Source organism: Streptococcus sp. OMI750 (genome assembly GCF_047463895.1).
Taxonomy (GTDB): Bacteria; Bacillota; Bacilli; order Lactobacillales; family Streptococcaceae; genus Streptococcus.
The window spans coordinates 239,634-263,011 of sequence record NZ_JASHCZ010000001.1; the positions used below are offsets into that span (position 1 = coordinate 239,634).

The 23,378-nt window shown below is 42.1% G+C and carries 20 protein-coding genes, 1 tRNA gene and 1 other RNA gene; 19 read left to right on the plus strand and 3 right to left on the minus strand.

Annotated features, from left to right (window positions below; translation table 11 throughout):
• Positions 1–27 precede the first annotated feature (27 nt).
• The 6 genes from obgE (at position 28) to whiA (ending at position 4,815) form a co-directional block, all read left to right on the plus strand.
• Entirely contained in the window at positions 28–1,341 is a 1,314-nt protein-coding gene (obgE, locus tag QM830_RS01270) for a GTPase ObgE (protein WP_414325250.1), read from the plus strand.
• Positions 1,342–1,392: 51 nt separating this feature from the next.
• Positions 1,393–1,557, plus strand: a complete 165-nt coding sequence (locus QM830_RS01275; protein WP_247923117.1) for a hypothetical protein — start codon at positions 1,393–1,395, stop codon at positions 1,555–1,557.
• 18 nt (positions 1,558–1,575) lie between these two features.
• Positions 1,576–1,959: a RidA family protein gene (locus tag QM830_RS01280; protein ID WP_414325252.1), complete on the plus strand. Its 384-nt coding sequence runs from the start codon at positions 1,576–1,578 to the stop codon at positions 1,957–1,959.
• A 77-nt stretch (positions 1,960–2,036) separates the two neighbouring features.
• Positions 2,037–2,927, plus strand: coding sequence for an RNase adapter RapZ (gene rapZ / locus QM830_RS01285; protein WP_414325254.1), 891 nt, complete (start codon positions 2,037–2,039; stop codon positions 2,925–2,927).
• Positions 2,924–3,901 (plus strand): gluconeogenesis factor YvcK family protein, encoded by a 978-nt coding sequence (locus QM830_RS01290; RefSeq protein WP_414325255.1) that lies wholly within the window; start codon positions 2,924–2,926, stop codon positions 3,899–3,901. Before rapZ ends, QM830_RS01290 begins: the two co-directional genes overlap by 4 nt.
• A complete protein-coding gene (gene whiA / locus QM830_RS01295; protein WP_414325256.1) occupies positions 3,898–4,815 on the plus strand; it encodes a DNA-binding protein WhiA in 918 nt (305 codons plus the stop codon). Before QM830_RS01290 ends, whiA begins: the two co-directional genes overlap by 4 nt.
• Positions 4,816–5,065: 250 nt before the next feature.
• Here whiA and QM830_RS01300 read toward each other — a convergent pair whose 3' ends face one another.
• Complete coding sequence (locus tag QM830_RS01300) at positions 5,066–6,034, minus strand: NAD(P)/FAD-dependent oxidoreductase (RefSeq protein WP_414325257.1); 969 nt, start codon at positions 6,032–6,034, stop codon at positions 5,066–5,068.
• 174 nt (positions 6,035–6,208) lie between these two features.
• Between QM830_RS01300 and rpsU the strand changes: the two genes are divergently transcribed.
• The gene (gene rpsU / locus QM830_RS01305; protein WP_000048054.1) at positions 6,209–6,385 is read left to right on the plus strand and encodes a 30S ribosomal protein S21; all 177 of its coding nucleotides are present in this window, start codon (positions 6,209–6,211) and stop codon (positions 6,383–6,385) included.
• A gap of 102 nt (positions 6,386–6,487) precedes the next feature.
• Here rpsU and mscL read toward each other — a convergent pair whose 3' ends face one another.
• Positions 6,488–6,868 carry a large conductance mechanosensitive channel protein MscL gene (gene mscL, locus QM830_RS01310; protein WP_414325258.1) on the minus strand — a complete coding sequence of 127 codons (381 nt, stop codon included), beginning with the start codon at positions 6,866–6,868 and terminating at the stop codon, positions 6,488–6,490.
• A gap of 216 nt (positions 6,869–7,084) precedes the next feature.
• Between mscL and dnaG the strand changes: the two genes are divergently transcribed.
• From dnaG to lepB, 11 genes are all read left to right on the plus strand, one after another.
• Positions 7,085–8,863: a DNA primase gene (gene dnaG / locus QM830_RS01315; protein ID WP_414325259.1), complete on the plus strand. Its 1,779-nt coding sequence runs from the start codon at positions 7,085–7,087 to the stop codon at positions 8,861–8,863.
• 2 nt (positions 8,864–8,865) lie between these two features.
• Positions 8,866–9,975 carry an RNA polymerase sigma factor RpoD gene (gene rpoD, locus QM830_RS01320; protein ID WP_414325260.1) on the plus strand — a complete coding sequence of 370 codons (1,110 nt, stop codon included), beginning with the start codon at positions 8,866–8,868 and terminating at the stop codon, positions 9,973–9,975.
• A 91-nt stretch (positions 9,976–10,066) separates the two neighbouring features.
• A complete protein-coding gene (locus QM830_RS01325; protein WP_009732581.1) occupies positions 10,067–10,396 on the plus strand; it encodes a metal-sulfur cluster assembly factor in 330 nt (109 codons plus the stop codon).
• A gap of 193 nt (positions 10,397–10,589) precedes the next feature.
• Positions 10,590–11,297 (plus strand): ABC transporter ATP-binding protein, encoded by a 708-nt coding sequence (locus QM830_RS01330; RefSeq protein ID WP_414325261.1) that lies wholly within the window; start codon positions 10,590–10,592, stop codon positions 11,295–11,297.
• Between the two features lie 9 nt (positions 11,298–11,306).
• On the plus strand, positions 11,307–12,107 hold the full coding sequence (locus QM830_RS01335; RefSeq protein WP_414325262.1) for a hypothetical protein: 801 nt from the start codon (positions 11,307–11,309) through the stop codon (positions 12,105–12,107).
• Between the two features lie 102 nt (positions 12,108–12,209).
• Positions 12,210–12,558: a transfer-messenger RNA gene (gene ssrA, locus QM830_RS01340) on the plus strand.
• A 10-nt stretch (positions 12,559–12,568) separates the two neighbouring features.
• Positions 12,569–12,656: transfer RNA gene (locus QM830_RS01345), tRNA-Ser, on the plus strand.
• Between the two features lie 83 nt (positions 12,657–12,739).
• Positions 12,740–15,841, plus strand: a complete 3,102-nt coding sequence (locus tag QM830_RS01350; RefSeq protein ID WP_414325263.1) for a DNA polymerase III subunit alpha — start codon at positions 12,740–12,742, stop codon at positions 15,839–15,841.
• An 84-nt stretch (positions 15,842–15,925) separates the two neighbouring features.
• Positions 15,926–16,939: a 6-phosphofructokinase gene (pfkA, locus tag QM830_RS01355; RefSeq protein ID WP_414325264.1), complete on the plus strand. Its 1,014-nt coding sequence runs from the start codon at positions 15,926–15,928 to the stop codon at positions 16,937–16,939.
• Positions 16,940–17,008: 69 nt separating this feature from the next.
• Positions 17,009–18,514 (plus strand): pyruvate kinase, encoded by a 1,506-nt coding sequence (gene pyk / locus QM830_RS01360; RefSeq protein WP_009732647.1) that lies wholly within the window; start codon positions 17,009–17,011, stop codon positions 18,512–18,514.
• A 182-nt stretch (positions 18,515–18,696) separates the two neighbouring features.
• On the plus strand, positions 18,697–19,257 hold the full coding sequence (lepB, locus tag QM830_RS01365) for a signal peptidase I (protein ID WP_009732648.1): 561 nt from the start codon (positions 18,697–18,699) through the stop codon (positions 19,255–19,257).
• Positions 19,258–19,344: 87 nt separating this feature from the next.
• Here lepB and QM830_RS01370 read toward each other — a convergent pair whose 3' ends face one another.
• Positions 19,345–20,538, minus strand: coding sequence for a cation diffusion facilitator family transporter (locus tag QM830_RS01370; protein WP_070589324.1), 1,194 nt, complete (start codon positions 20,536–20,538; stop codon positions 19,345–19,347).
• A 191-nt stretch (positions 20,539–20,729) separates the two neighbouring features.
• Between QM830_RS01370 and pcrA the strand changes: the two genes are divergently transcribed.
• A complete protein-coding gene (gene pcrA / locus QM830_RS01375) occupies positions 20,730–23,015 on the plus strand; it encodes a DNA helicase PcrA (protein WP_414325265.1) in 2,286 nt (761 codons plus the stop codon).
• The last annotated feature ends 363 nt before the right edge of the window (positions 23,016–23,378 follow it).

The window sequence follows — 23,378 nt, forward strand, 5'->3', positions numbered from 1 at the left end:
CACAGAAATAAAGGAAATCTTTAATTTATGAGTATGTTTTTAGATACAGCCAAGATTAAGGTCAAGGCTGGAAATGGCGGCGATGGCATGGTGGCCTTTCGCCGTGAAAAATATGTCCCTAATGGCGGACCTTGGGGTGGTGATGGAGGCCGTGGCGGGAATGTCATTTTCGTTGTAGACGAAGGCTTGCGCACACTGATGGACTTCCGCTATAACCGACATTTTAAAGCCCAAAATGGGGAAAAAGGGATGACCAAAGGGATGCACGGACGGGGAGCAGAAGATCTCTATGTACGAGTACCGCAAGGAACGACAGTCCGAGATGCTGAGACTGGTAAGGTCATTACCGACTTGGTTGAAAATGGACAGGAGTATATTGTAGCCCATGGTGGACGTGGCGGACGTGGAAATATTCGATTTGCTACTCCAAAGAATCCAGCTCCTGAGATTTCAGAAAATGGGGAACCAGGTCAGGAACGAGAACTCGAATTAGAACTCAAGGTATTAGCAGACGTTGGTTTAGTTGGCTTCCCATCAGTCGGGAAATCAACTCTTCTCAGTGTGATAACTTCTGCCAAACCAAAGATTGGGGCCTATCATTTTACAACGATCGTTCCAAATTTGGGCATGGTTCGGACGCCGTCAGGTGAATCCTTTGCAGTCGCTGACCTTCCTGGATTGATCGAAGGGGCAAGCCAAGGTGTCGGACTAGGAACCCAGTTTCTCCGCCACATCGAGCGCACCCGTGTCATCTTGCATGTCATCGATATGTCAGCCAGTGAAGGACGCGATCCTTATGAAGATTACGTTCAAATCAATAAAGAGCTCGAAACTTATAATCTTCGTTTGATGGAACGTCCTCAGATTATCGTGGCGAATAAGATGGATATGCCAGAAAGCCAGGAAAATTTGAAAGAGTTCAAGAAAAAATTGGCGGCCAACTACGACGAGTTTGATGAACTGCCACAAATCTTCCCAATCTCTAGTTTAGCGCATCACGGTTTGGACAACTTGTTAGAAGCAACAGCAGACTTGTTAGACAAAACACCAGAATTCTTGCTCTATACAGAAGAAGATATGGCGCAAGAAGAAGTTTACTACGGCTTTGATGAGGACCAACCAGCCTTCGAGATCAATCGCGATGACGATGCTTCTTGGATCTTGTCAGGTGACAAGCTAGAGAAGCTCTTCAATATGACCAATTTTGATCGCGATGAGTCTGTCATGAAATTTGCGCGTCAATTGCGTGGAATGGGTGTCGATGAAGCTCTCCGCGCGCGTGGAGCCAAAGACGGTGATATCGTTCGAATCGGTAAATTTGAGTTTGAGTTTGTAGATTAAGGGTGGTCCCGAGCGGATCAAGGATTCCAAATAAGAAATGAGGCTTTTTCAGTGGGAGATAAACCGATCTCTTTTCGAGATGAAAATGGAAATTTTGTTTCAGCAGCTGATGTTTGGAATGCTGAAAAACTAGAAGAACTTTTTAATACGCTAAATCCTAAGCGCAAAATGCGCTTACAGAGGGAAAAAGCAGCAAAAGAAAACCAGCAGAAGTAAATAGACTTGGAGAATACTATGGCAAAAACAATTCATACAGATAAAGCACCTGCTGCAATTGGACCTTATGTTCAAGGAAAAATTGTAGGCAATCTTCTCTTTGCAAGCGGTCAGGTTCCCTTATCGCCTGAAACTGGGGAAATCATTGGGCAAACCATCCAAGAGCAAACACAACAAGTTCTCAAAAATATTGCAGCTATTTTGGAAGAGGCCGGAACAGACTTTGACCATGTAGTGAAAACTACTTGTTTCTTGAGTGATATGAATGACTTTGTACCTTTTAACGAAGTGTATCAAACAGTCTTTACTACAGAGTTTCCAGCTCGATCTGCTGTTGAAGTAGCCCGCCTGCCACGTGATGTGAAGGTTGAAATTGAAGTTATTGCGGAAATCAAGGCCTAATAACGATTCAAAGACAAAAAACAGAGTGGAGATCAGGAGACTGTAAGACCACTCTGTTTTATTTATGGGAGTAGAAAATGACAAAAAGTAAGATTCAACTGGTTATGGTAACGGGGATGAGCGGTGCTGGTAAGACCGTCGCCATCCAATCTTTTGAGGATTTAGGTTACTTTACCATCGACAATATGCCACCAGCGCTTTTGCTGAAATTTATTGAGCTCATGCGTCTCAGCCCAGATAACAATAAATTAGCCGTTGTTGTGGATATGCGCAGCCGTTCCTTTTTCAATGAAATTCGCACGATTTTGGACGAATTAGACAACCAAGAAGACCTCGATTTTAAGGTGTTGTTTTTGGATGCCACGGACAGTGAGTTGGTAGCGCGGTATAAGGAAACCCGTCGAAGTCACCCACTAGCGGCAGATGGTCGTGTCTTGGATGGGATTACGTTAGAGCGAGAGCTCTTGTCTCCTTTGAAAAATATTAGTCAAAATGTGGTGGACACGACTGAGTTGACGCCCCGTAATCTGAGAAAAACCATCGCCGAACAATTTGCCAGTCAAGATAATCAGCCAGATTTTCGGGTTGAGGTTATGTCATTTGGTTTTAAATATGGCCTTCCGATTGATGCCGACTTGGTCTTTGACGTGCGTTTTCTTCCCAATCCTTATTACAAGTTAGAACTTCGTAATTTAACAGGTCAAGATCCGGCTGTCTATGATTATGTCATGGATCACCCTGAATCAGAGGACTTTTACCGTCATCTCCATGACCTGATCCTTCCTATTTTACCGTCTTACAAACGAGAAGGAAAATCTGTTCTCACCATCGCTATGGGCTGTACCGGAGGGCAACACCGTTCAGTTGCCTTTGCCGAACGTTTAGCGCATGATTTAGAAAAAAATTGGCAGGTCAATTGCAGTCATAGAGACAAGGACAGACGGAAAGAAACGGTGAATCGCTCATGAGAAAACCAAAAGTAACCGTTATTGGAGGAGGGACAGGGATTTCTGTTATTTTAGATAGCCTGAGAAAGAAACCTGTCGACATCACGGCCATTGTAACCGTTGCAGATGATGGTGGGAGTTCAGGTGAATTGCGGAAGAATATCCAAAAATTGACACCACCTGGAGATCTTCGAAATGTGCTGGTTGCCATGTCAGATATGCCTCGTTTTTATGAAAAGGTCTTTCAATACCGCTTTGCAGACGATGATGGGCCTTTGGCTGGCCACCCTTTGGGAAATTTGATCATTGCAGGAATTTCAGAGATGCAAGGTTCAACCTACAACGCCATGCAATTATTGACCAAGTTTTTCCATACAACGGGAAAGATCTACCCTTCCAGTGATAGTCCCTTGACCCTTCATGCCGTCTTTCAAGACGGAAAAGAAGTGATAGGGGAGAGTCAAATTGCCAACTACACTGGTATGATTGATCATGTCTATGTGACCAATACCTTTGATCAAGAGCGTCCAAGAGCTAGTAAAAAAGTGGTGGAAGCGATTCTTGAAAGTGATATGGTGGTCTTGGGGCCTGGATCGCTCTTTACCTCAATTCTTCCCAATTTGATGATTGATGAGATTGGAGCCGCTATCCTTGAAACCAAAGCCCAAGTAGCCTATGTTTGCAATATCATGACCCAAAGAGGGGAGACCGAACACTTCACGGATAGTGACCATGTGGCTGTCCTTCACAAACACTTGGGAGACAAGTTTATTGATACAGTTCTTGTCAATATCAATCAGGTTCCTGCGACTTATATGAATAGCAATAAATTTGATGAGTACTTGGTGCAGGTAGAGCATGATTTTAAGGGCTTGCGAGAGCAAGTGCCTCAAGTGATTTCTTCCGATTTCTTAAAGCTGGTCAACGGGGGGGCTTTTCATGATGGTGAAAAAGTAGTAGAAGAACTGATGCAGATCGTGCAGGTGATAAAATGAGTTTTACGATTCGCGTCAAAGAAGAATTATTGTCTCTTAAGCGATTTGAAAAGAGTGAGTTGGCTGCCATTATCAAAATGTCTGGAAGCCTTGGAATATCAATGGGGGGCTTGACGCTCTCAGTGACGACAGAAAATGCCAAGATCGCTCGCCATATCTATGAGTTGTTGCATCATTTTTATGAAGCCAAGTCGGATATTCGTCACCACCAAAAAACCAATTTGAAAAAAAATCGTGTCTACACGGTATTCTTGGATGAAAAGGTGGAAGAGATTCTAGCTGACTTACATTTGGCAGATGCCTTCTTTGGAATCGAGACAGGAATTGATGCCAGTGTTTTAGAAGATGAAGTAGCGAGTCGTGCTTATCTTCGGGGAGCTTTTTTGTCGAGTGGTTCCATCATGGATCCTGAAAAAGGAAAATACCAGTTGGAAATCCATTCTGTCTACACGGATCACGCGGAAGGAATTGCCCTTCTTATGCAAGGCTTTCTGCTAGATGCCAAAACCATTGAGCGTAAAAAGGGTGTGGTAACCTATCTTCAACGAGCGGAAGATATCATTGATTTTTTGATTGTGGTAGAGGCTATGGAAGCTATGCAAGAATTTGAAGCTATCAAGGTCATGAGAGAGACGCGCAATGATCTCAATCGGGCCAATAATGCCGAGATGGCCAATATCCAGCGAACGGTCACAGCTAGTATGAAAACCATCAATAATATTAGTAAAATCATGGATACGGTCGGCTTAGGAAGTTTACCAAGTGACCTGCAAGAGGTTGCCTATATCCGGATGAACCATCCAGATTATTCCATCCAGCAGATCGCAGATAGTTTGCAACAACCTATTTCAAAAAGTGGCGTCAATCACCGCTTGCGTAGGATCAATAAGATCGCAGACGATTTAGACAAATAAAAAAGGCCAAAGGCCTTTCATAATGAGGATAAAGTCTTTTTAAAAACTTTCCTTAGGTGAGTACGGACGTCAGCGAACTTCGTAGAAGTTCCATGACTAATTATTGAGCCTAAGGTCTTAGTAATTTCGAGTGCCTGAAACGTATTGTTTCAGGCACTTTTCTCACAGCGGAAAGTTTATATTTTTTCTTGATTCATTCTAAAAATAGGAACTCATTTTTACTTACTTGCAGAATCGATTAACTTTTTTATTATAAACTGGTTGAGTGGGTTGGTTGGACTTTCTTATCTGGATAGATGTAGTTGATGGCATTGTTGACAGCTGTAGGGGCTTCACCCAAACCTGTAGCGATGAGATCGATCTTTCCTTCGTAGAAGCAACAGTCTCCACAGGCATAAATTCCAGGAAGGCTAGTTTCTTGTTTTTGATTCACCTTTATTTTATGGCGTTGCAGGTCTACACCCCATTCTTTTAGGTTCCCGATGGAAGATTTAAAACCATAGTTAACAAACAAGTGATCTATTGGAATCACTTCTGTTTCATCGGATTTGACTTTGGTGATTTCTAGATGAGTTGCTTGTCCATTTTCTCCAATCAAGCGACTTGGAACAAAGGGTGTTTTAATCTGCACGGAAGAATGTTTCAATTCCTCCACGCTGTGTTCGAGGGCGCGGAAGTTATCTCTTCGGTGAATGATCGTAGTCGGAGCAATCTTATCAAAAGCAAGGGCCCAGTCGACTGCAGAGTCCCCGCCCCCAAGGACAGTTACCTGCTGTCCTTGGTATTGTTGGATGTTTGAAACGTGGTAGTGAACATTGTCAAAGTCCTCAGCGCCTTCAATATCAAGGGTGCGTGGCTTAAAGGCTCCACCTCCCATGGCAATGACGATTGCTTTAGACAAATGTTTTTGGCGAGAAGTAGTGATGGTAAAAATATCGCCCTCTTTTTGAATCCCCTCTACGGTTTCATTGAGGAAGATCGGAGTGTCGAATCCTTTCACTTGCTCGATCAAACGGTCACTCAACTCTTGACCTGTTAAATTCGTAAATCCAGGGACATCAAGAATGTTTTTTTCTGGATAGAGGATAGCTGGTTGCCCTCCCAATTGTGGCAGGGAATCAATTAGTTTGACTTTTACTTGGCGCAAATTACCATAAAAATCAGCAAAGAGACCAACTGGTCCGCCCCCAACAATGGTAATATCATAAATTTCTGACATGGTGTCTCCTTCATGGTTTTCTTTGTTTCCATTGTAACATAAAATGCAAGGAATGAAAAAGTTGGAAAGCGCAAAAAATGAATGGGGATAGTAGAAAAGTTTCAAAAGATATTGACAGCACCTTTAAAGTGTGATAAAATGATTAAGATTTTAGGCTTGAAGGGAGTGAAAAACATGTCAAAAACAGTAGTACGTAAGAATGAATCTCTTGACGATGCTCTTCGTCGTTTCAAACGCGCGGTTACTAAAGCTGGTACTCTTCAAGAAACACGCAAACGTGAATTCTATGAAAAACCTTCTGTAAAACGTAAACGTAAATCAGAAGCAGCTCGTAAACGTAAAAAATTCTAATTGAATACAAGAACAGACTTCGGTCTGTTTTTTGTTTCTCTAAAAAAATTCAACACAAAAAAAGCCGACCTTCTAACTAGAAGATCGGATCTTTTTATCTGATTATTTGTTTGCAAGCAAGTCGCGGATTTCAGCAAGCAACTCTTCTTGAGTAGGAGCAGCAGCTTCTTCTTCAGCAGCTTCCTCTTTTTTACCAAGGTTTTGAGCTTTCTCTGCAGCTTTCACTACGAAGAAAAGAACAGTACCAACAACAAGGAAGTTGATCACAGCGCTCAAGAAGCTACCGTAAGCAACACCGTTCCATGACAATTGTGCAATATTTTGAACACGAGCAGCTTTCAAAGCTGGGTTCAAAATAAGTGGAGTAATGATATCGTTAACAAATGATGTTACGATAGCTCCAAATGCAGCTCCGATAACGACTGCAACAGCAAGGTCAACAATATTCCCACGAAGGAGAAAATCTTTCAAATCTTTTAACATATCCTAAATATGTCCTTTCATAATAATTTTTTACTATGATAGTATAACGGAAAATAGTTAGACTGACAAGAAATATGCACAATTTTTTTAAAAATTAGTGATAAAGGGTGAAAATCTTTTCTTTTGAGTGTGAAATCGGTAGGAAAAAATTTACTTTTACTAACTTTTAGTATAAAATATAAAGTGATAATCTATGGTAAAATGGAGGCACTGTTTATGGTTGAAAAAGAGCTAATTGCAGAGATTAAAAACAGTGTAAACATTGTCGAAGTGATTGGCGAGGTCGTTTCCTTGACCAAGGCTGGTCGTAATTTTTTAGGCCTTTGTCCTTTTCATGGAGAAAAGACTCCGTCCTTTAATGTCGTTGAAGACAAACAGTTTTACCATTGTTTCGGATGTGGTCGCTCTGGCGATGTCTTTAAATTTATTGAAGACTATCGGGGAGTTGCCTTTATGGATGCAGTCCAGATTGTAGCAGACAAAGCTGGTATTGCGCTTCAGTATCAGGCAAGGCCAAGTCAACAAGTGCAAACCAATCCCAATCAAGAACTCTATGACATTCATCAGGAAGCTAGCAAGTTCTATCAAGCCATTCTGATGACGACAAAGATGGGGGAAGAAGCGAGACACTATTTGCATGAACGGGGGTTGACCGATGAGGTCATCCGACATTTTCAATTGGGACTAGCACCAGCAGAAGGGAACTACCTCTATCGCAATCTATCCGAGAAGTTTTCTGAAAAGGTTATAACCGATTCGGGTTTGTTTACTATATCAGATGCTGGAACAGTTTTTGATGCTTTTCAGGATCGGATCATGTTTCCTCTGACGGATGATAGCGGACGAGTCATTGCTTTTTCTGGTAGGTTATGGAAAAAGATGGATGATGGGAGTCATCAAGCCAAGTACAAGAATAGTCGTAGTACCCGTCTCTTTAATAAAAGTTATGAACTCTATCATTTAGATCAAGCTAAGACTAGTGCAAAAAAACAGCATGAAATCTATGTCATGGAAGGCTTTATGGATGTCATTGCGGCTTATCGAGCTGGTATTGAAAATGCAGTCGCCTCTATGGGGACAGCATTGACACCGGAGCACGTCCAGCATCTGTCTCGTTTCGCAAAAAAAGTCATTCTGACCTATGATGGAGATCAAGCTGGACTTGAAGCGACAGCTAAGGCCTTGGAGCTTTTGCAGGATCTGGAACTAGAGATTGTCCGTATTCCGGATCAGATGGACCCAGATGAGTATCTCAAAAAGACTTCCCCAGAAGATCTATCAGGACTCTTAAAGAATTCTCGGATCAGTAAGGTGGAATTCTTGATGCATTACTGGAAGCCCCAGTATATTGAAAATCTGCAAGCACAGATTGAATTTGTTGAAAAGATGGCGCCTATGATTGCTCAGACGCGCTCCATCACAGCACAAAATACCTATATCTATAAACTGGCTGATTTATTACCAGATTTTGATTATTTGCAGATTGAGCAGATTGTTAATAATAGTCGCTTGCATCAACGACAAGAGGCTCAAACGAGTGGGCGAGCAAAAACGTCGAATTTTTCAGTAGATTTCTTGCCGAATCGTGGGATGACGCGCTTGATCAAGGCAGAAAATCATTTGTTGAGCAGGATGAAGGATTTTCCCATGGTGCTGAATGATTATCGTTTACGACCTGATTTTTCCTTCGATACACCGGAGCTTCAGATCTTGTATCAATTGCTCTGTCAAAATGGGGAAGTTACTTCGCAGGATTTGTCCGAGCAAGCCGAAGGGGTCCAGCATGCCTGGTACCGTATGTTAGAAGAAGATTTACCAGAAGAGATAGCGGATGGTGAACTCGAAGAAGTAGAAGCGACAAGAACTCGTGAGCTCCTTCGTAAAGAAAGTCAACAAATTGGAAATAAAGTGAAAGAAGCTTCCTCAACTGGGGATGCGGAAACAGCTTTATTGGAACTCGAGCGCTTGATCGCTCAAAAAAGAAGAATGGAGTAGGAATGGCTAAAGAACAAAAAGATATTACAACATTGGACGTTCAAATTGCAGAATTTATCCGTAGCCACAAGCAAAGCGGGACTGCAACAGATGATGAAATTAATGACAAGTTGGTTATTCCTTTCACACTGGATGCAGACGGAATTGAAGATCTCTTGCAACGGATTCAGGATGCAGGGATTTCAATCACAGATAAAGAAGGAAATCCAAGTACCCGGGTCTTAAACAACGAAGAAGAACCAGAACTGTCAGATGAGGAATTGCTTGGAAGCAACTCTGCCAAGGTTAATGACCCAGTACGGATGTATTTGAAAGAAATTGGGGTCGTTCCACTTTTGACCAATGAAGAAGAGCAAGAATTGGCCATCTTGGTGGAACAAGGAGACCTGGAAGCTAAGCAACGTCTTGCAGAAGCCAACCTTCGTTTGGTTGTTTCCATTGCGAAGCGTTATGTTGGTCGTGGGATGCAATTCTTAGATTTGATCCAAGAAGGAAATATGGGCTTGATGAAGGCCGTTGATAAGTTTGACTATACCAAAGGATTTAAATTCTCTACTTACGCGACTTGGTGGATCCGTCAGGCTATCACTCGTGCCATTGCAGACCAAGCTCGTACCATTCGGATTCCTGTTCACATGGTGGAAACTATTAACAAGTTGGTCCGTGAACAACGCAATCTCTTGCAAGAATTGGGACAAGATCCAACACCTGAACAAATTGCTGAACGTATGGATATGACACCAGACAAGGTGCGTGAAATCTTGAAGATTGCTCAAGAGCCTGTGTCTCTCGAAACTCCAATCGGGGAAGAAGATGATAGCCATTTGGGAGATTTCATCGAAGACGAAGTGATTGAAAATCCAGTAGATTACACCACTCGAGTGGTACTACGTGAACAGTTGGATGAAGTCCTCGATACTCTGACAGATCGGGAAGAAAACGTGCTTCGTCTCCGTTTCGGTTTGGATGATGGAAAAATGCGGACCTTGGAAGATGTGGGCAAAGTCTTTAACGTGACCCGTGAACGGATCCGTCAGATCGAAGCCAAAGCCCTCCGCAAACTCCGCCACCCAAGCAGAAGCAAACCATTGCGTGACTTTATTGAGGATTAAAAAGGTCCGGTGGACCTTTTTAACGGTCGCCTAGAAATGAAGAAGCAACCTAGGTCTGGCGGGAGTAAACTAGTAAAAAAGGAAGTGTCATATGGCTTATACAACTGAGCAAATTGAAGAAATTAAAAATAAAATCTTAAATGCTTTGGAAGAGGTAATCGATCCTGAGCTTGGGATTGACATTGTCAATTTAGGTCTTGTCTACGAGATCCATTTTGATGGTGAAACTGGAGCAACCATTATCGATATGACCTTAACGACCATGGGATGCCCATTGGCTGATCTGCTAACAGATCAAATCCATGATGTTTTGACCGAAGTAGAAGAAGTGACATCTGTGGATGTGAAACTCGTCTGGTATCCGGCTTGGACGGTTGAAAAAATGAGCCGCTATGCACGGATTGCTCTCGGCATTAGTTAAAACCTTCTCCAATCAATAGGGGATTATCTTTCAGAATAACAAGAGGTTGGGAATGTTCCCAACCTCTTGTTAGTTTAAACAGGCACTTGATTCAGAATGAGTGCGTACAAATTATTTGCAAATTTTCAGATAAAGTTGCAAACATTAAAAGGGAACGGTATAATAACATAAATAGAACATTAAGGAGATTTACATGAATCAATATCCTTTGGTCTACTTGGACCATGTGACAAAGAATTATGGGCACGAAGTTGCTCTTATGGATGTTAGTTTGAACATCCAACCTGGCCGTATTATTGGGCTTTTAGGTCCCAATGGTAGTGGCAAAACAACTATCATTAAACTGATTAATGGTTTGTTGCAACCAAGTCTTGGTAATATTTATATCCATGGACAATTGCCATCCCCAGCGTCTAAAAAAGTTATTTCTTATTTACCAGATACAACTTATTTGAACGAAAATATGAAAATTAACGATGCCATTCGTTATTTTCAAGATTTTTATGCTGATTTTAATGTCCAACGTGCTTATCAATTGCTCAATGACTTACACTTGCTTCCAAATCAAAAATTGAATAGCCTTTCAAAAGGAAACAAGGAAAAAGTGCAATTGATTTTGGTGATGAGCCGTGAAGCTGACTTGTATGTTCTCGATGAACCAATCGGTGGGGTTGACCCAGCAGCGCGTGATTATATTTTACGGACCATTATTCAGAATAGACGTCCAAATTCTTCTGTCTTGATCTCTACTCACTTGATTTCTGATATTGAGCAAGTTTTGGATGAGGCTATTTTCATCAACCAAGGAAGAATCCTCTTGCATGAAAATACGACTGTTTTACGCAATCAGCACGGAAAATCAATCGATGAGATCTTCCGTGATCAATTCCGTGTTTATTAGGAGGACCCCATGTTTGGTAAATTATTAAAATACGAATTTAAATCAACAGCGAAATGGTATTTGTTGATGACTTTGATTGTCCTAGGTTTATCAGTTCTAGTAGGTGTCATTGGTGGAAGTAATGCATCAAATGCCAACTTCTTGGAAAACCAAATGCTGGAAACGATTATTGGGATTCTTTTTATTCTCATTTTTGGAATTTTGATTGTTCTCTTTCTCAGTAACTATTATATTATTATCCGGCGTTTCTATACGAACTTATATGGACGTGAAGGCTACTTGACTTGGACCCTTCCAGCCAGTCCCCATGCGATTCTCTTGTCTAAATTTTTGGGAGCTTGGATAGCGAGCATTTACTGCTTTGTTCTTCTCTATATCTGTGGTATTGTGACTTTGTTAGTCATGGGTTCTGTAACAGGTGAAGATCTCTCTCTTATTTGGGATAACTACCTTTCTATCTTGAGCCATTCTTTTACCCTATGGCAGATCGTCTGGATAATGGTTACAACAGCTTCAGGAATTTTGATGTTTTATGTATCGATTGCGCTTGGTCAACTCTTCCAAAATCGTCGTGGTCTTAAAGCAATTTTATTTGGTTTTTTATTGTGGGTTGTTTTAAGTATCATCGGTACAATTGTCAATCCTTTTAGAGATTTAGAAAACATATTTAATCTAATCGGTACGATGTCTAGTACTACCGATGATTTTGGAATTGACTTCATCCCAGGACTCATCTATGAAGCGATTAAAATTGTTTCTATGTACTTTACGGTTCACTATATCAGCAAGTATAAGTTGAATCTTCAATAATGATAGCTAATTGAACAAGGATCTTTCTTCAGAAGGCTTCTTTGTTCAATTTTTTCTTTTGCATTTTTAGCTAGATTTTGATATACTAATGGTATTCGTTTTGGGGTCGTTACGGATTCGACAGGCATTATGAGGCATATTTTGCAACTCATCTAGCGGATGTAAAACGCCAGTTAAATATAACTGCAAAAAATAATAATTCTTACGCTTTAGCTGCCTAAACACCAGCAGGCGTGACCCGATTCGAATCGCTCGTGTTTGATGACAGGTCTTTATTTTAGCGAGATACGATCTAACTTTGTCTAGGAGTTAGATAAGAGAGTGATAGACTCGCAGGTACAGGGCTTGAGTTATGTGTCATGTAGCTGTTAAAATAAGACATAACCTATGGTTGTAGACAAATATGCTGGCAGGTGTTTGGACGTGGGTTCGACTCCCACCGGCTCCATATTTTTATTCATGGAAGATTACTCAAGAGGCTTAAGAGGCCGTGTTGGAAACGCGGTAGGCGTGTAAAAGCGTGCGTGGGTTCGAATCCCATGTCTTCCGTTGTTGAGACATCATTGTGTAGCAGTGGTGTTTTTTTGTACAATAAAGAGTCCCAAAAATAGACAAGTGAGGGAGGAGAAAAAGTGATTGCACAGCTGGATACAAAAACAGTCTATACTTTTATGGAAAGCCTTGTGACCCTAAAAGACTATGTCCAAAAGGCTAAAAGCTTGCGCTATGATGCTTTAGGAATGATGGATGTGGATAATTTGTATGGAGCTTATGAGTTTATCGAAGCTTGTCAGGAGGCAAATATTAAGCCCTTAGTCGGTTTGGAACTTGAACTGGAGCTCGGGAATGAAACGATTCCCTTTCGGATGTTGGCCTTATCTACCAAGGGATACCAGAATCTGCTGAAGATGTCGACCGTCAAGATGATGGGGAAGAGCAATTGGGAGGATGTGAAGCATTTGACTGAAGGGGTAGCAGTCATTGTCCCAGCTCCTTTTGCCAGCGAAGAATTAGCACTTGGTCTGGATTACTTGATCGGGGTGTTTGTGGATACTCCCGCCCAAGTGTTTTCGCACCCTGTGATTCCTCTTCATACTGTTCGATTTTTTGAGGCTGGGGATATGGAAGCTATGCAAATGCTAGCTGCTATTAAAGAAAATCAAACCTTGACCGAAACCGGACCAATTGATCCTGCCCTTGTCCTAAAAGCTCCTCAGGACTTGGAGAAGGATTTTGCAGAAACATTTCCGCAAGCCATCACAAATCTTGAAAAACTTGTCCAAGGGATTCATTATGACATGGATACCCAATTGAAATTACCTCGCTTCAATCCTCAAAGACCCGCAGTGGAGGAACTCAGAGAATTAGCCCAAGCGGGTCTTCTTCGAAAGAACTTGACCAGTCCGGTCTATCAAGAACGTCTAGAGCATGAGTTAGAGATTATTCATCAAATGGGCTTTGATGATTATTTCTTGATTGTCTGGGATCTCCTTCGTTTCGGACGGAGTCAGGGATATTATATGGGAATGGGGCGTGGATCAGCTGTAGGCTCGCTGGTAGCTTATGTCCTTGAAATTACAGGGATCGACCCTGTAGCTAAGGATCTCCTCTTTGAGCGCTTTTTAAATGTGGAGCGCTACACCATGCCAGATATCGATATTGATATTCCTGATATCTATCGTCCAGAATTTATCCGCTATGTGAGAGACCGGTATGGGAGTTACCATGCGGCTCAGATTGTCACCTTTTCAACCTTTGGAGCCAAACAAGCCATTCGAGACGTCTTTAAACGCTTTGGAGTTCCTGAGTACGAATTGACTTCTATTACCAAGCGGATTGGTTTTAGAGATACACTCACAACCGCTTATGAACAGAATTTAGCTTTTCGACAAGTAATCCATAGCCGGGCAGAATTTGAGCGTGGTTTTGAGATTGCTAAAAGAATTGAAGGCCAACCAAGACAGACCTCTATCCATGCGGCGGGTGTTGTGATGAGTGACCAGGATTTGACGGACTACATTCCTCTCAAGTACGGAGAAGATATGTTCGTCACCCAGTATGATGCCCATGCAGTTGAAGCCAATGGTCTGTTAAAGATGGACTTTTTGGGCCTGCGCAATTTAACCTTTGTTCAGAAGATGAAGGAAGCAGTCCATGAAAAGTACCAAGAAGAGATTGTGATTGAAGCCATTGATTTAGAAGATCCAGCAACCTTGGCCTTGTTTGCGGCAGGAGATACCAAGGGGATTTTCCAATTTGAACAGGCTGGAGCCATCCGCCTCTTGAGACGGGTGAAACCCAATCATTTCGAAGAAGTGGTAGCGACCACCTCTCTCAATCGTCCGGGTGCCAGCGATTACATCGATAATTTCGTCAAAAGAAAGCATGGCCAAGAAAGAGTGGAGATTTTGGATCCAGCCATTGAAGAAATCTTAAGACCTACTTATGGCATCATGCTATATCAGGAGCAGGTCATGCAGGTTGCCCAACGCTTTGCAGGTTTTAGCCTGGGGAAAGCCGATATTTTACGGCGTGCCATGGGTAAAAAAAATGCGGCGGAAATGCATAAGATGGAAGACGATTTTGTCCTTGGTGCTCAAAATTTAGGTCATACGGAAGAAAAAGCTAAAGAGGTCTTTGCGATCATGGAAAAATTTGCTGGTTATGGCTTTAACCGTTCCCATGCTTATGCCTATTCTGCCTTAGCTTTTCAAATGGCCTATTTCAAGGTGCATTATCCCGATGTTTTCTTTGATATCATGCTCAATTATTCGAGTAGCGATTATCTGACGGATGCTCTTCAGTCTGATTTTAAAGTCGCGCCATTATCCATCAATACCATCCCTTACAGAGATAAGTTTCAGGATCGAAAAATTTACTTGGGAATGAAAAATATCAAGGGACTCCCCAGGGATTTAGCGTATTGGATTATCGACAATCGCCACTTTGAAAGTGTCGAAGATTTCATCTTAAGACTTCCAAGGCAGTACCATAAATTGCCTCTCTTGACTCCCTTAGCGGAGCTTGGATTGTTTGATATTTTTGAAAAGAATAGACGCAAAGTCCTTCAAAATTTACCGAATTTGTTTGTTTTTGCTGATGAATTAGGAAGCTTGTTTGCAGATTCCAATTACTCTTGGATAGAGACAGAAGACTTTAGCCAGGCTGAAAAATATGAGAAGGAAGAGGCGATTATTGGAGTTGGCCTTAGCAACCATCCACTGGTTGCAATTGGGAAAACAAGTCCTTTTGAGATCCAGCCTATTGCCCAACTTGTACAAGGGGAGCAAGCACGCATTCTTATTGAGGTACACAGCATTCGAACCATTCGAACCAAGTCGGGGGAACCGATGGCCTTTTTGCAGGTCAGCGATACTAAGAACAAATTAGATGTGACCCTTTTTCCTGAAACTTACAATCGATTCTCTTCCTTGATCAAAGAAGGTGGTTACTACTACTTGACTGGAAAGGTTCAAGAGCGAGATGGTCGTTTGCAGATGATTTTAGCGGAAGCTCAACTAGCGACCAATGAGAAATTTTGGTTGCAATTGTTTGATCATGGTCAGGATAAAACGATTCTGTCTATTTTAAAAAAATATCCAGGGCCGTATCCTGTAGTATTGCGCTATGAGGATGAGAAAAAAACTCTTCAATTGAAGGGCTATACAGTTCAGAAAAACCAAGAATTAGAAGAGGAACTAAAGAATCTCGTTATGAAAACGATTTATCGATAAAAACTGCTAAAAATACGAGAATTTTGATTTTCTTTGTGTTATAATTACGTAGAATGTAAAAGAAAAAAAGGAGCAAATATCGAAATGAAACGTATTGCTGTTTTAACCAGTGGTGGAGATGCCCCTGGAATGAATGCTGCTATCCGTGCAGTTGTTCGCCAAGCAATTTCAGAAGGAATGGAAGTCTTCGGTATCTATGATGGATATGCCGGAATGGTTGCTGGTAAAATTAAGCCACTTGATAGATCATCTGTTGGTGATATTATCTCCCGTGGAGGGACCTTCCTTCACTCTGCTCGTTTCCCTGAATTCGCTCAGCGCGAAGGTCAATTAAAAGGGATCGAGCAATTGAAGAAACATGGAATCGAAGGTGTTGTTGTCATTGGTGGAGATGGTTCTTACCATGGAGCGATGCGCTTGACAGAACTTGGTTTCCCAGCTGTTGGTCTTCCTGGTACCATTGATAATGATATTGTTGGAACTGACTTTACAATTGGTTTTGATACGGCAGTTACAACTGCAATGGACGCCATTGACAAAATCCGTGATACTTCATCTAGTCACCGTCGTACCTTTGTTATCGAGGTTATGGGTCGCAATGCTGGAGATATTGCTCTTTGGGCAGGAATTGCTTCTGGTGCAGATGAAATCATTATTCCAGAAGAAGGATTCAAAATCGAAGAAGTTGTTGAAAGTATCAAAGAAGGTTACGCTAAAGGTCGTACCCACAACATCATCGTTTTGGCTGAGGGTGTGATGTCTGCGGATGAATTTGGTCAAGCTTTGAAAGATGCTGGAGATACAAGTGACCTTCGTGTGACTGAACTTGGTCACATCCAACGTGGTGGTTCACCAACTGCACGTGACCGTGTCCTTGCTTCACGTATGGGTGCACACGCAGTTAAACTGCTCAAACAAGGAATCGGTGGTGTAGCCGTTGGAATCCGTAATGAGAAGATGGTGGAAAGCCCAATCCTTGGTAAAGCAGAAGAAGGCGCGCTCTTTAGCTTGACAGAAGAAGGTAAGATTGTGGTGAACAATCCTCACAAGGCTGATCTTGACCTTTGTGAGTTAAACCGTAACTTGTCTTCAATCTAATTTCTATTTATTAAATTTGGTAACTTTGTCTAAATAGACAGATATATTTAAAAAGGAGTCACATATATCATGAACAAACGTGTTAAAATCGTTGCAACCTTAGGTCCTGCGGTAGAAATCCGTGGTGGAAAAAAATTCGGTGAAGATGGATACTGGGGTGAAAAACTTGACGTTGAAGCTTCAGCACAAAACATTGCTAAATTGATTGAAGCAGGAGCTAACACTTTCCGTTTCAACTTCTCACACGGTGACCACCAAGAACAAGGTGAACGGATGGCAACTGTTAAACTTGCAGAAAAACTTGCAGGTAAAAAAGTTGGTTTCCTTCTTGATACTAAAGGACCAGAAATTCGTACTGAATTGTTCGAAGGTGAAGCTAAAGAGTACTCATACAAAACTGGTGAAAAAATCCGTGTTGCAACTAAACAAGGAATCAAATCAACTCGTGAAGTGATTGCTTTGAACGTTGCAGGTGCGCTTGACATCTATGATGACGTTGAAGTTGGTCGCCAAGTATTGGTTGACGATGGTAAATTGGGTCTTCGTGTTGTAGAAAAAGATGATGCAACTCGTGAATTTGTCGTTGAAGTTGAAAACGACGGTGTGATCGCTAAACAAAAAGGTGTGAACATCCCTAACACGAAAATTCCTTTCCCTGCTCTTGCTGAACGCGATAACGATGATATCCGCTTCGGTTTGGAACAAGGTATCAACTTCATCGCGATCTCATTCGTACGTACTGCAAAAGACGTCAACGAAGTTCGTGCCATCTGTGAAGAAACTGGTAACGGTCACGTTCAATTGTTTGCGAAAATCGAAAACCAACAAGGTATCGATAACTTGGATGAAATCATTGAAGCTGCTGACGGTATCATGATCGCTCGTGGTGACATGGGTATCGAAGTACCATTCGAAATGGTTCCAGTTTACCAAAAAATGATCATCACTAAAGTGAACGCTGCTGGTAAAGTTGTTATCACTGCAACAAACATGCTTGAAACAATGACTGAAAAACCACGTGCGACTCGTTCAGAAGTATCAGACGTATTTAACGCTGTTATCGACGGAACTGACGCTACAATGCTTTCAGGTGAGTCTGCGAATGGTAAATACCCACTTGAGTCAGTAACAACAATGGCTACAATTGACAAGAACGCTCAAACTCTTCTTAACGAATACGGACGTTTGAACTCAGATACTTTCGAACGTAACTCTAAGACAGAAGTTATGGCTTCAGCTGTTAAAGACGCTACAAACTCAATGAATATCAAATTGGTTGTTACCCTTACTAAGACTGGTCACACTGCACGTTTGATTTCTAAATACCGTCCAAATGCTGATATCTTGGCATTGACATTCGACGAATTGACAGAGCGTGGATTGATGTTGAACTGGGGTGTTATCCCAATGTTGACTGAAGCTCCATCATCAACTGATGATATGTTCGAAATCGCTGAACGTAAAGCAGTTGAAGCAGGTCTTGTAGAATCTGGTGACGATATCGTTATCGTTGCAGGTGTGCCACTTGGCGAAGCTGTTCGTACAAACACAATGCGTATCCGTACAGTACGTTAATAAAGACAATTGTTCTTAAAACCTTGCTCGTTGATCGAAAAGGATCAACAAGCAAGGTTTTTCTTTTTCTCGTTGACTTGTCTATCGGAGGAAGTTATCAAGTGAATTCTCACTAATGTTTACTTTCTCTTTTTTAAAGATTGAAAACATGGTATAATAAATAAAAAGGAAGGGAGACACACATGCCAAGGAGAGATTTAATTAGAAATATCGTCATTGTCGGTGTACTAGTATTAGCACTGATTTTATTGCGAATTTTTGTATTTCATCCATTAACAATTACTGAGAAAATGGCCAATGCTTCTGTAAAAAATGGGGATCTCGTTGTGGCAACTAGAAATGCTCAGGTGGATCGCAGTGATTTGGTTTTATACAAGGTTGGTGGAAAAGAATACCTTGGACGTGTCATTGCTAAAGAAGATGATGAAGTTAGCTATGTGGATGATGTTCTCTATTTGAATGGGCAGGCAACGCCAGAACCTTACTTGAATAACATGCTCAACAAACATCTAGCTGCTCCAACCAGTAATGGCTATTACACAGATGACTTCTTCTTATCAGAGTTAAAGGGAACCAAGGCTGGCCGGGTACCATCGGATACTTACTTGGTTTTAAATGATAACCGTGGGGACACAGAAGACAGTCGGGAGTTTGGGTATATCCATAAAAATCAGATTGAAGGAGTTGTCAATCTTCGTCTCTACCCCCTCAATAAATTTGGTTTTATAAAAGTTGAAGAATAGTCGAAAGGCTATTTTTTCTTACAAAAAAGCTACTGCGGAAAGGAATTGCAGTAGCTTTTTGTTCTGGTTAAATTGAGGGAGAGGGATCTATTTTTCTTGTTTACTAGTGATTTGGTGAAAGACCTTTTGCCAGTGTTCATGGCGACGCCAGAGACTGGTATGAACCTGGTTGTGTAATTCATAGCGAATCAATTTGGTCTTTTGACTGATGGATTCGATTTCGAAATTCTTAAAGGGAATTTGATGCTCTTCTTGCAAACGAACGAGATCCTCTTTGTGGCTTTCTTGACCGAATTCATTAATGAGGGTGAAGTTGTCTGCTAGGAGGGTTGAATATTCCTGCTGAGCCTGCAAGCGTTCTTCATAAGTTTTTAATTTGAGAAGGACATTGTCCAGGATCTCATCTTCTGGGATAGAACTTGGCTCCACATGCACATCGATGTCAAAGACGCCAAATTTTTCCTTAAGAAGGCGCTCGACCTCTTCGGTAATGGCATGACTCTCATAAACAGAGAGGTCTGGATTCATTTCGATGACGACATCTAGGTAAATGTTGCTTCCGTAAGTCCGTCCCCTTTGGGATTTGACCCGGCTGACTTTGGGCAATTCTAGAATGGCAGCCTTGTATTTATCAAGAAGACTTTCATCAAATCCATCTGAGAGGCTGAAGGAGGATTCAATGAAAATGTCGTAGGCAGTTTTTAGGATAAAGAAGGTAATAACGATGGCCACTAATTGGTCTACAATCGGATAGTTAAGAGCACTAGCTCCAATCGCAACAGAGGTTCCTAAAGAAGTGACTACATCAGACAGGTTATCTTTAGCAGCAGCATTGAGGGCCTTGGATTGGGCTTTCTTGGCTAAATTGCGGTTATGAAGATAGACCGCAAACATGACAAGGGCTGACCCAACTCCAACAATGGCTCCTAAAGGATCAATAACAGTTGTTTCCCTGCTGAGGATTTTTTGAACCGTATCTCGTAGGACATCAAAGCCCACATAAAACATGATGATGGAAGTTACCAGGCTAGCTAGATCTTCAATCTTCCAATGACCAAATCGATGGTCGCGGTCAGCTGGCTGGCGGGCCATGCGAATGCCGATGAGAAGGGCGACATTACTGATAATATCGGATAAGTTATTAAAACCATCAGCAACCAAACTGGAGGAGTGAAGGAGGTGGCCGGTTGCTAACTTAGCGGCGGATAGGAGCAGGTAGGCCACGATACTGATCAGGGCTCCACGTTCGGCTAGTTTTAAATTACTTTGTGACTTTTCCACGAGTCCCTCCTTACTTTTCATTTTTTATTTCATTCGTTTCCTCGTTTTCCTTTGATAAAGAAAAACGTATCTTCTTAAAGATTCATTATAGACTTTTTACGCTTAAAATTCAAATGAAGCCGACCATTTTCTCAAGGAGAAAGAGGCAAATTGTGATATAATAGAACGATTGAATGAATGAGGAGTATGAGATGAATCCTTTATTGAATGGTATGAATGATCGCCAAGCAGAGGCGGTCCAAACGACAGAAGGCCCCCTCTTGATCATGGCGGGGGCTGGTTCGGGTAAGACACGTGTCTTGACCCATCGCATCGCTTACTTGATCGATGAAAAAATGGTCAATCCTTGGAATATTTTGGCCATTACCTTTACCAATAAAGCTGCTCGGGAGATGAAGGAGCGGGCTTATCAGTTGAATCCAGCGACCCAAGATTGCTTGATTGCCACCTTCCACTCTATGTGTGTGCGCATCCTTCGTCGAGATGCAGATCATATTGGTTACAACCGCAACTTCACCATTGTTGATCCAGGTGAGCAACGAACACTGATGAAACGTATTCTCAAGCAGTTAAACTTGGATCCTAAGAAATGGAATGAACGGACTATTTTGGGGACCATTTCCAATGCCAAGAATGACTTGATCGATGAAGTGGCCTATGCTGCCCAAGCGGGAGATATGTACACCCAGATCGTAGCTAAGTGCTATGAGGCTTACCAAAAGGAACTCCGTCAGTCAGAAGCGGTGGACTTTGATGATTTGATCATGTTGACCTTGCGTCTCTTTGACCAGTATCCTGATGTACTGACCTATTACCAGCAGAAGTTCCAATACATCCATGTAGATGAGTACCAAGATACCAACCATGCCCAATACCAATTGGTCAAACTCTTGGCTTCACGTTTTAAAAATATCTGTGTCGTTGGGGATGCTGACCAATCTATTTATGGCTGGCGGGGAGCGGATATGCAGAATATCCTGGATTTTGAGAAGGATTATCCCGATGCCAAGGTCGTTTTGTTAGAGGAAAATTATCGCTCCACTAAAACCATCCTACAAGCAGCTAACGATGTTATCAAAAACAATCGGAACCGCCGTCCGAAGAATCTTTGGACCCAAAATGCTGACGGGGAAGAGATTGTCTATTATCGGGCCAATGATGAGCAGGATGAAGCAGTATTTGTTGCTAAAACCATTGAAGAGCTCAGTCGCGAAGCGGGCTACAAGCACCGTGATTTTGCGGTTCTTTACCGGACCAATGCCCAGTCACGGACCATTGAAGAAGCGCTGCTCAAGTCCAACATTCCCTATACCATGGTAGGGGGCACCAAGTTCTACAGCCGGAAGGAAATTCGGGATGTCATTGCTTATCTGAACTTGATTGCCAACCTCAGTGACAATATCAGTTTTGAGCGAATTATCAATGAACCCAAGCGGGGAATCGGGCCAGGTACAGTGGATAAGATTCGTGATTTTGCTCAAATGCAAGAGTCTTCACTTCTGGATGCTTCAGCCAATATCATGCTTTCAGGCATCAAAGGAAAGGCAGCTCAGGCCATCTGGGACTTTGCCAATCTCATTCTTGATTTGAGAGAAAGATTGGACCAGCTGACCATTACAGAGTTGGTCGAAGAGGTCCTTGACAAAACAGGTTATATGACGGCCCTAACCAATCAAGGAAATCTGGAAAGTCAGGCCCGCATCGAGAATATTCAAGAGTTCCTATCTGTTACCAAGAATTTTGATGAAAATGGCGATTCTATTGAAGACGAAACAGGTGTGGACACCTTGAGTCGTTTCTTGAACGATTTGGCCTTGATTGCCGATACAGATGATGGAGCGCAAGAGACCTCAGAAGTCACCTTGATGACCCTTCACGCGGCCAAAGGTTTGGAATTCCCAGTGGTCTTCTTGATTGGGATGGAAGAAAACGTCTTTCCTCTTAGTCGAGCGGCAGAGGATCCGGATGAGTTGGAAGAAGAACGTCGTTTGGCTTACGTGGGGATCACGCGGGCAGAGAAGGTTCTCTTCTTGACCAACGCCAACTCACGTTTGCTCTTTGGGAGGACCAGCTACAACCGTCCGACGCGCTTTATAAATGAAATTAGCTCAGATTTGTTAACCTACCAAGGATTAGCGCGTCCGGCCAACACTAGCTTTAAGGCTTCTTATAGCAATGGTAGCGGAACGATCTTTGGAAAAGGAATGAGTCTGTCACAAGCCCTTCAAGAGCGCAAGAGACAAGCAGCTCCAAGTGCCCTCACATCATCAAGCCTCCCCTTTGGCATTAGCAACCGTTCTAGTGCCAAAGAGAGCGTCGCTTGGTCTATTGGCGACATTGCAATTCACAAGAAGTGGGGAGAAGGAACTGTGCTTGAAGTCTCTGGTAGTGGCAACACCCAAGAACTCAAGATCAACTTCCCAGAAGTGGGGCTCAAGAAACTCTTGGCCAGTGTCGCGCCGATTGAGAAGAAATAAGTGGAGACCAGTAAGCTAAGTGTACTGTTTAAGATTATAAACAAGCAACATCTTTTCAGAAATCTAAAGTTGTTACTGAATGAGACTATTGAAAAAATATTTTGGAACTAGTTCAAAATAGATTGAGACTTTTCGCCGTGAGGAAAGCATCAGAAACGCATTAGTTTCAGGTGCTCGGTAGATTTGAGACGGAAGGCTCAAATCTAAGGTATGGAATCCCAAAGGGAGTCGCTACTGTCCGTCCTCACTTAAGGAAAGTCTCAATAGAGAAATGAATTTTCAGTTAAAACCAGCAAGCCTCGTTTGCTGGTTTTGATTTTACAGGCGGCATGATATAATATACTAAGAATAGAGAAAGAGGCA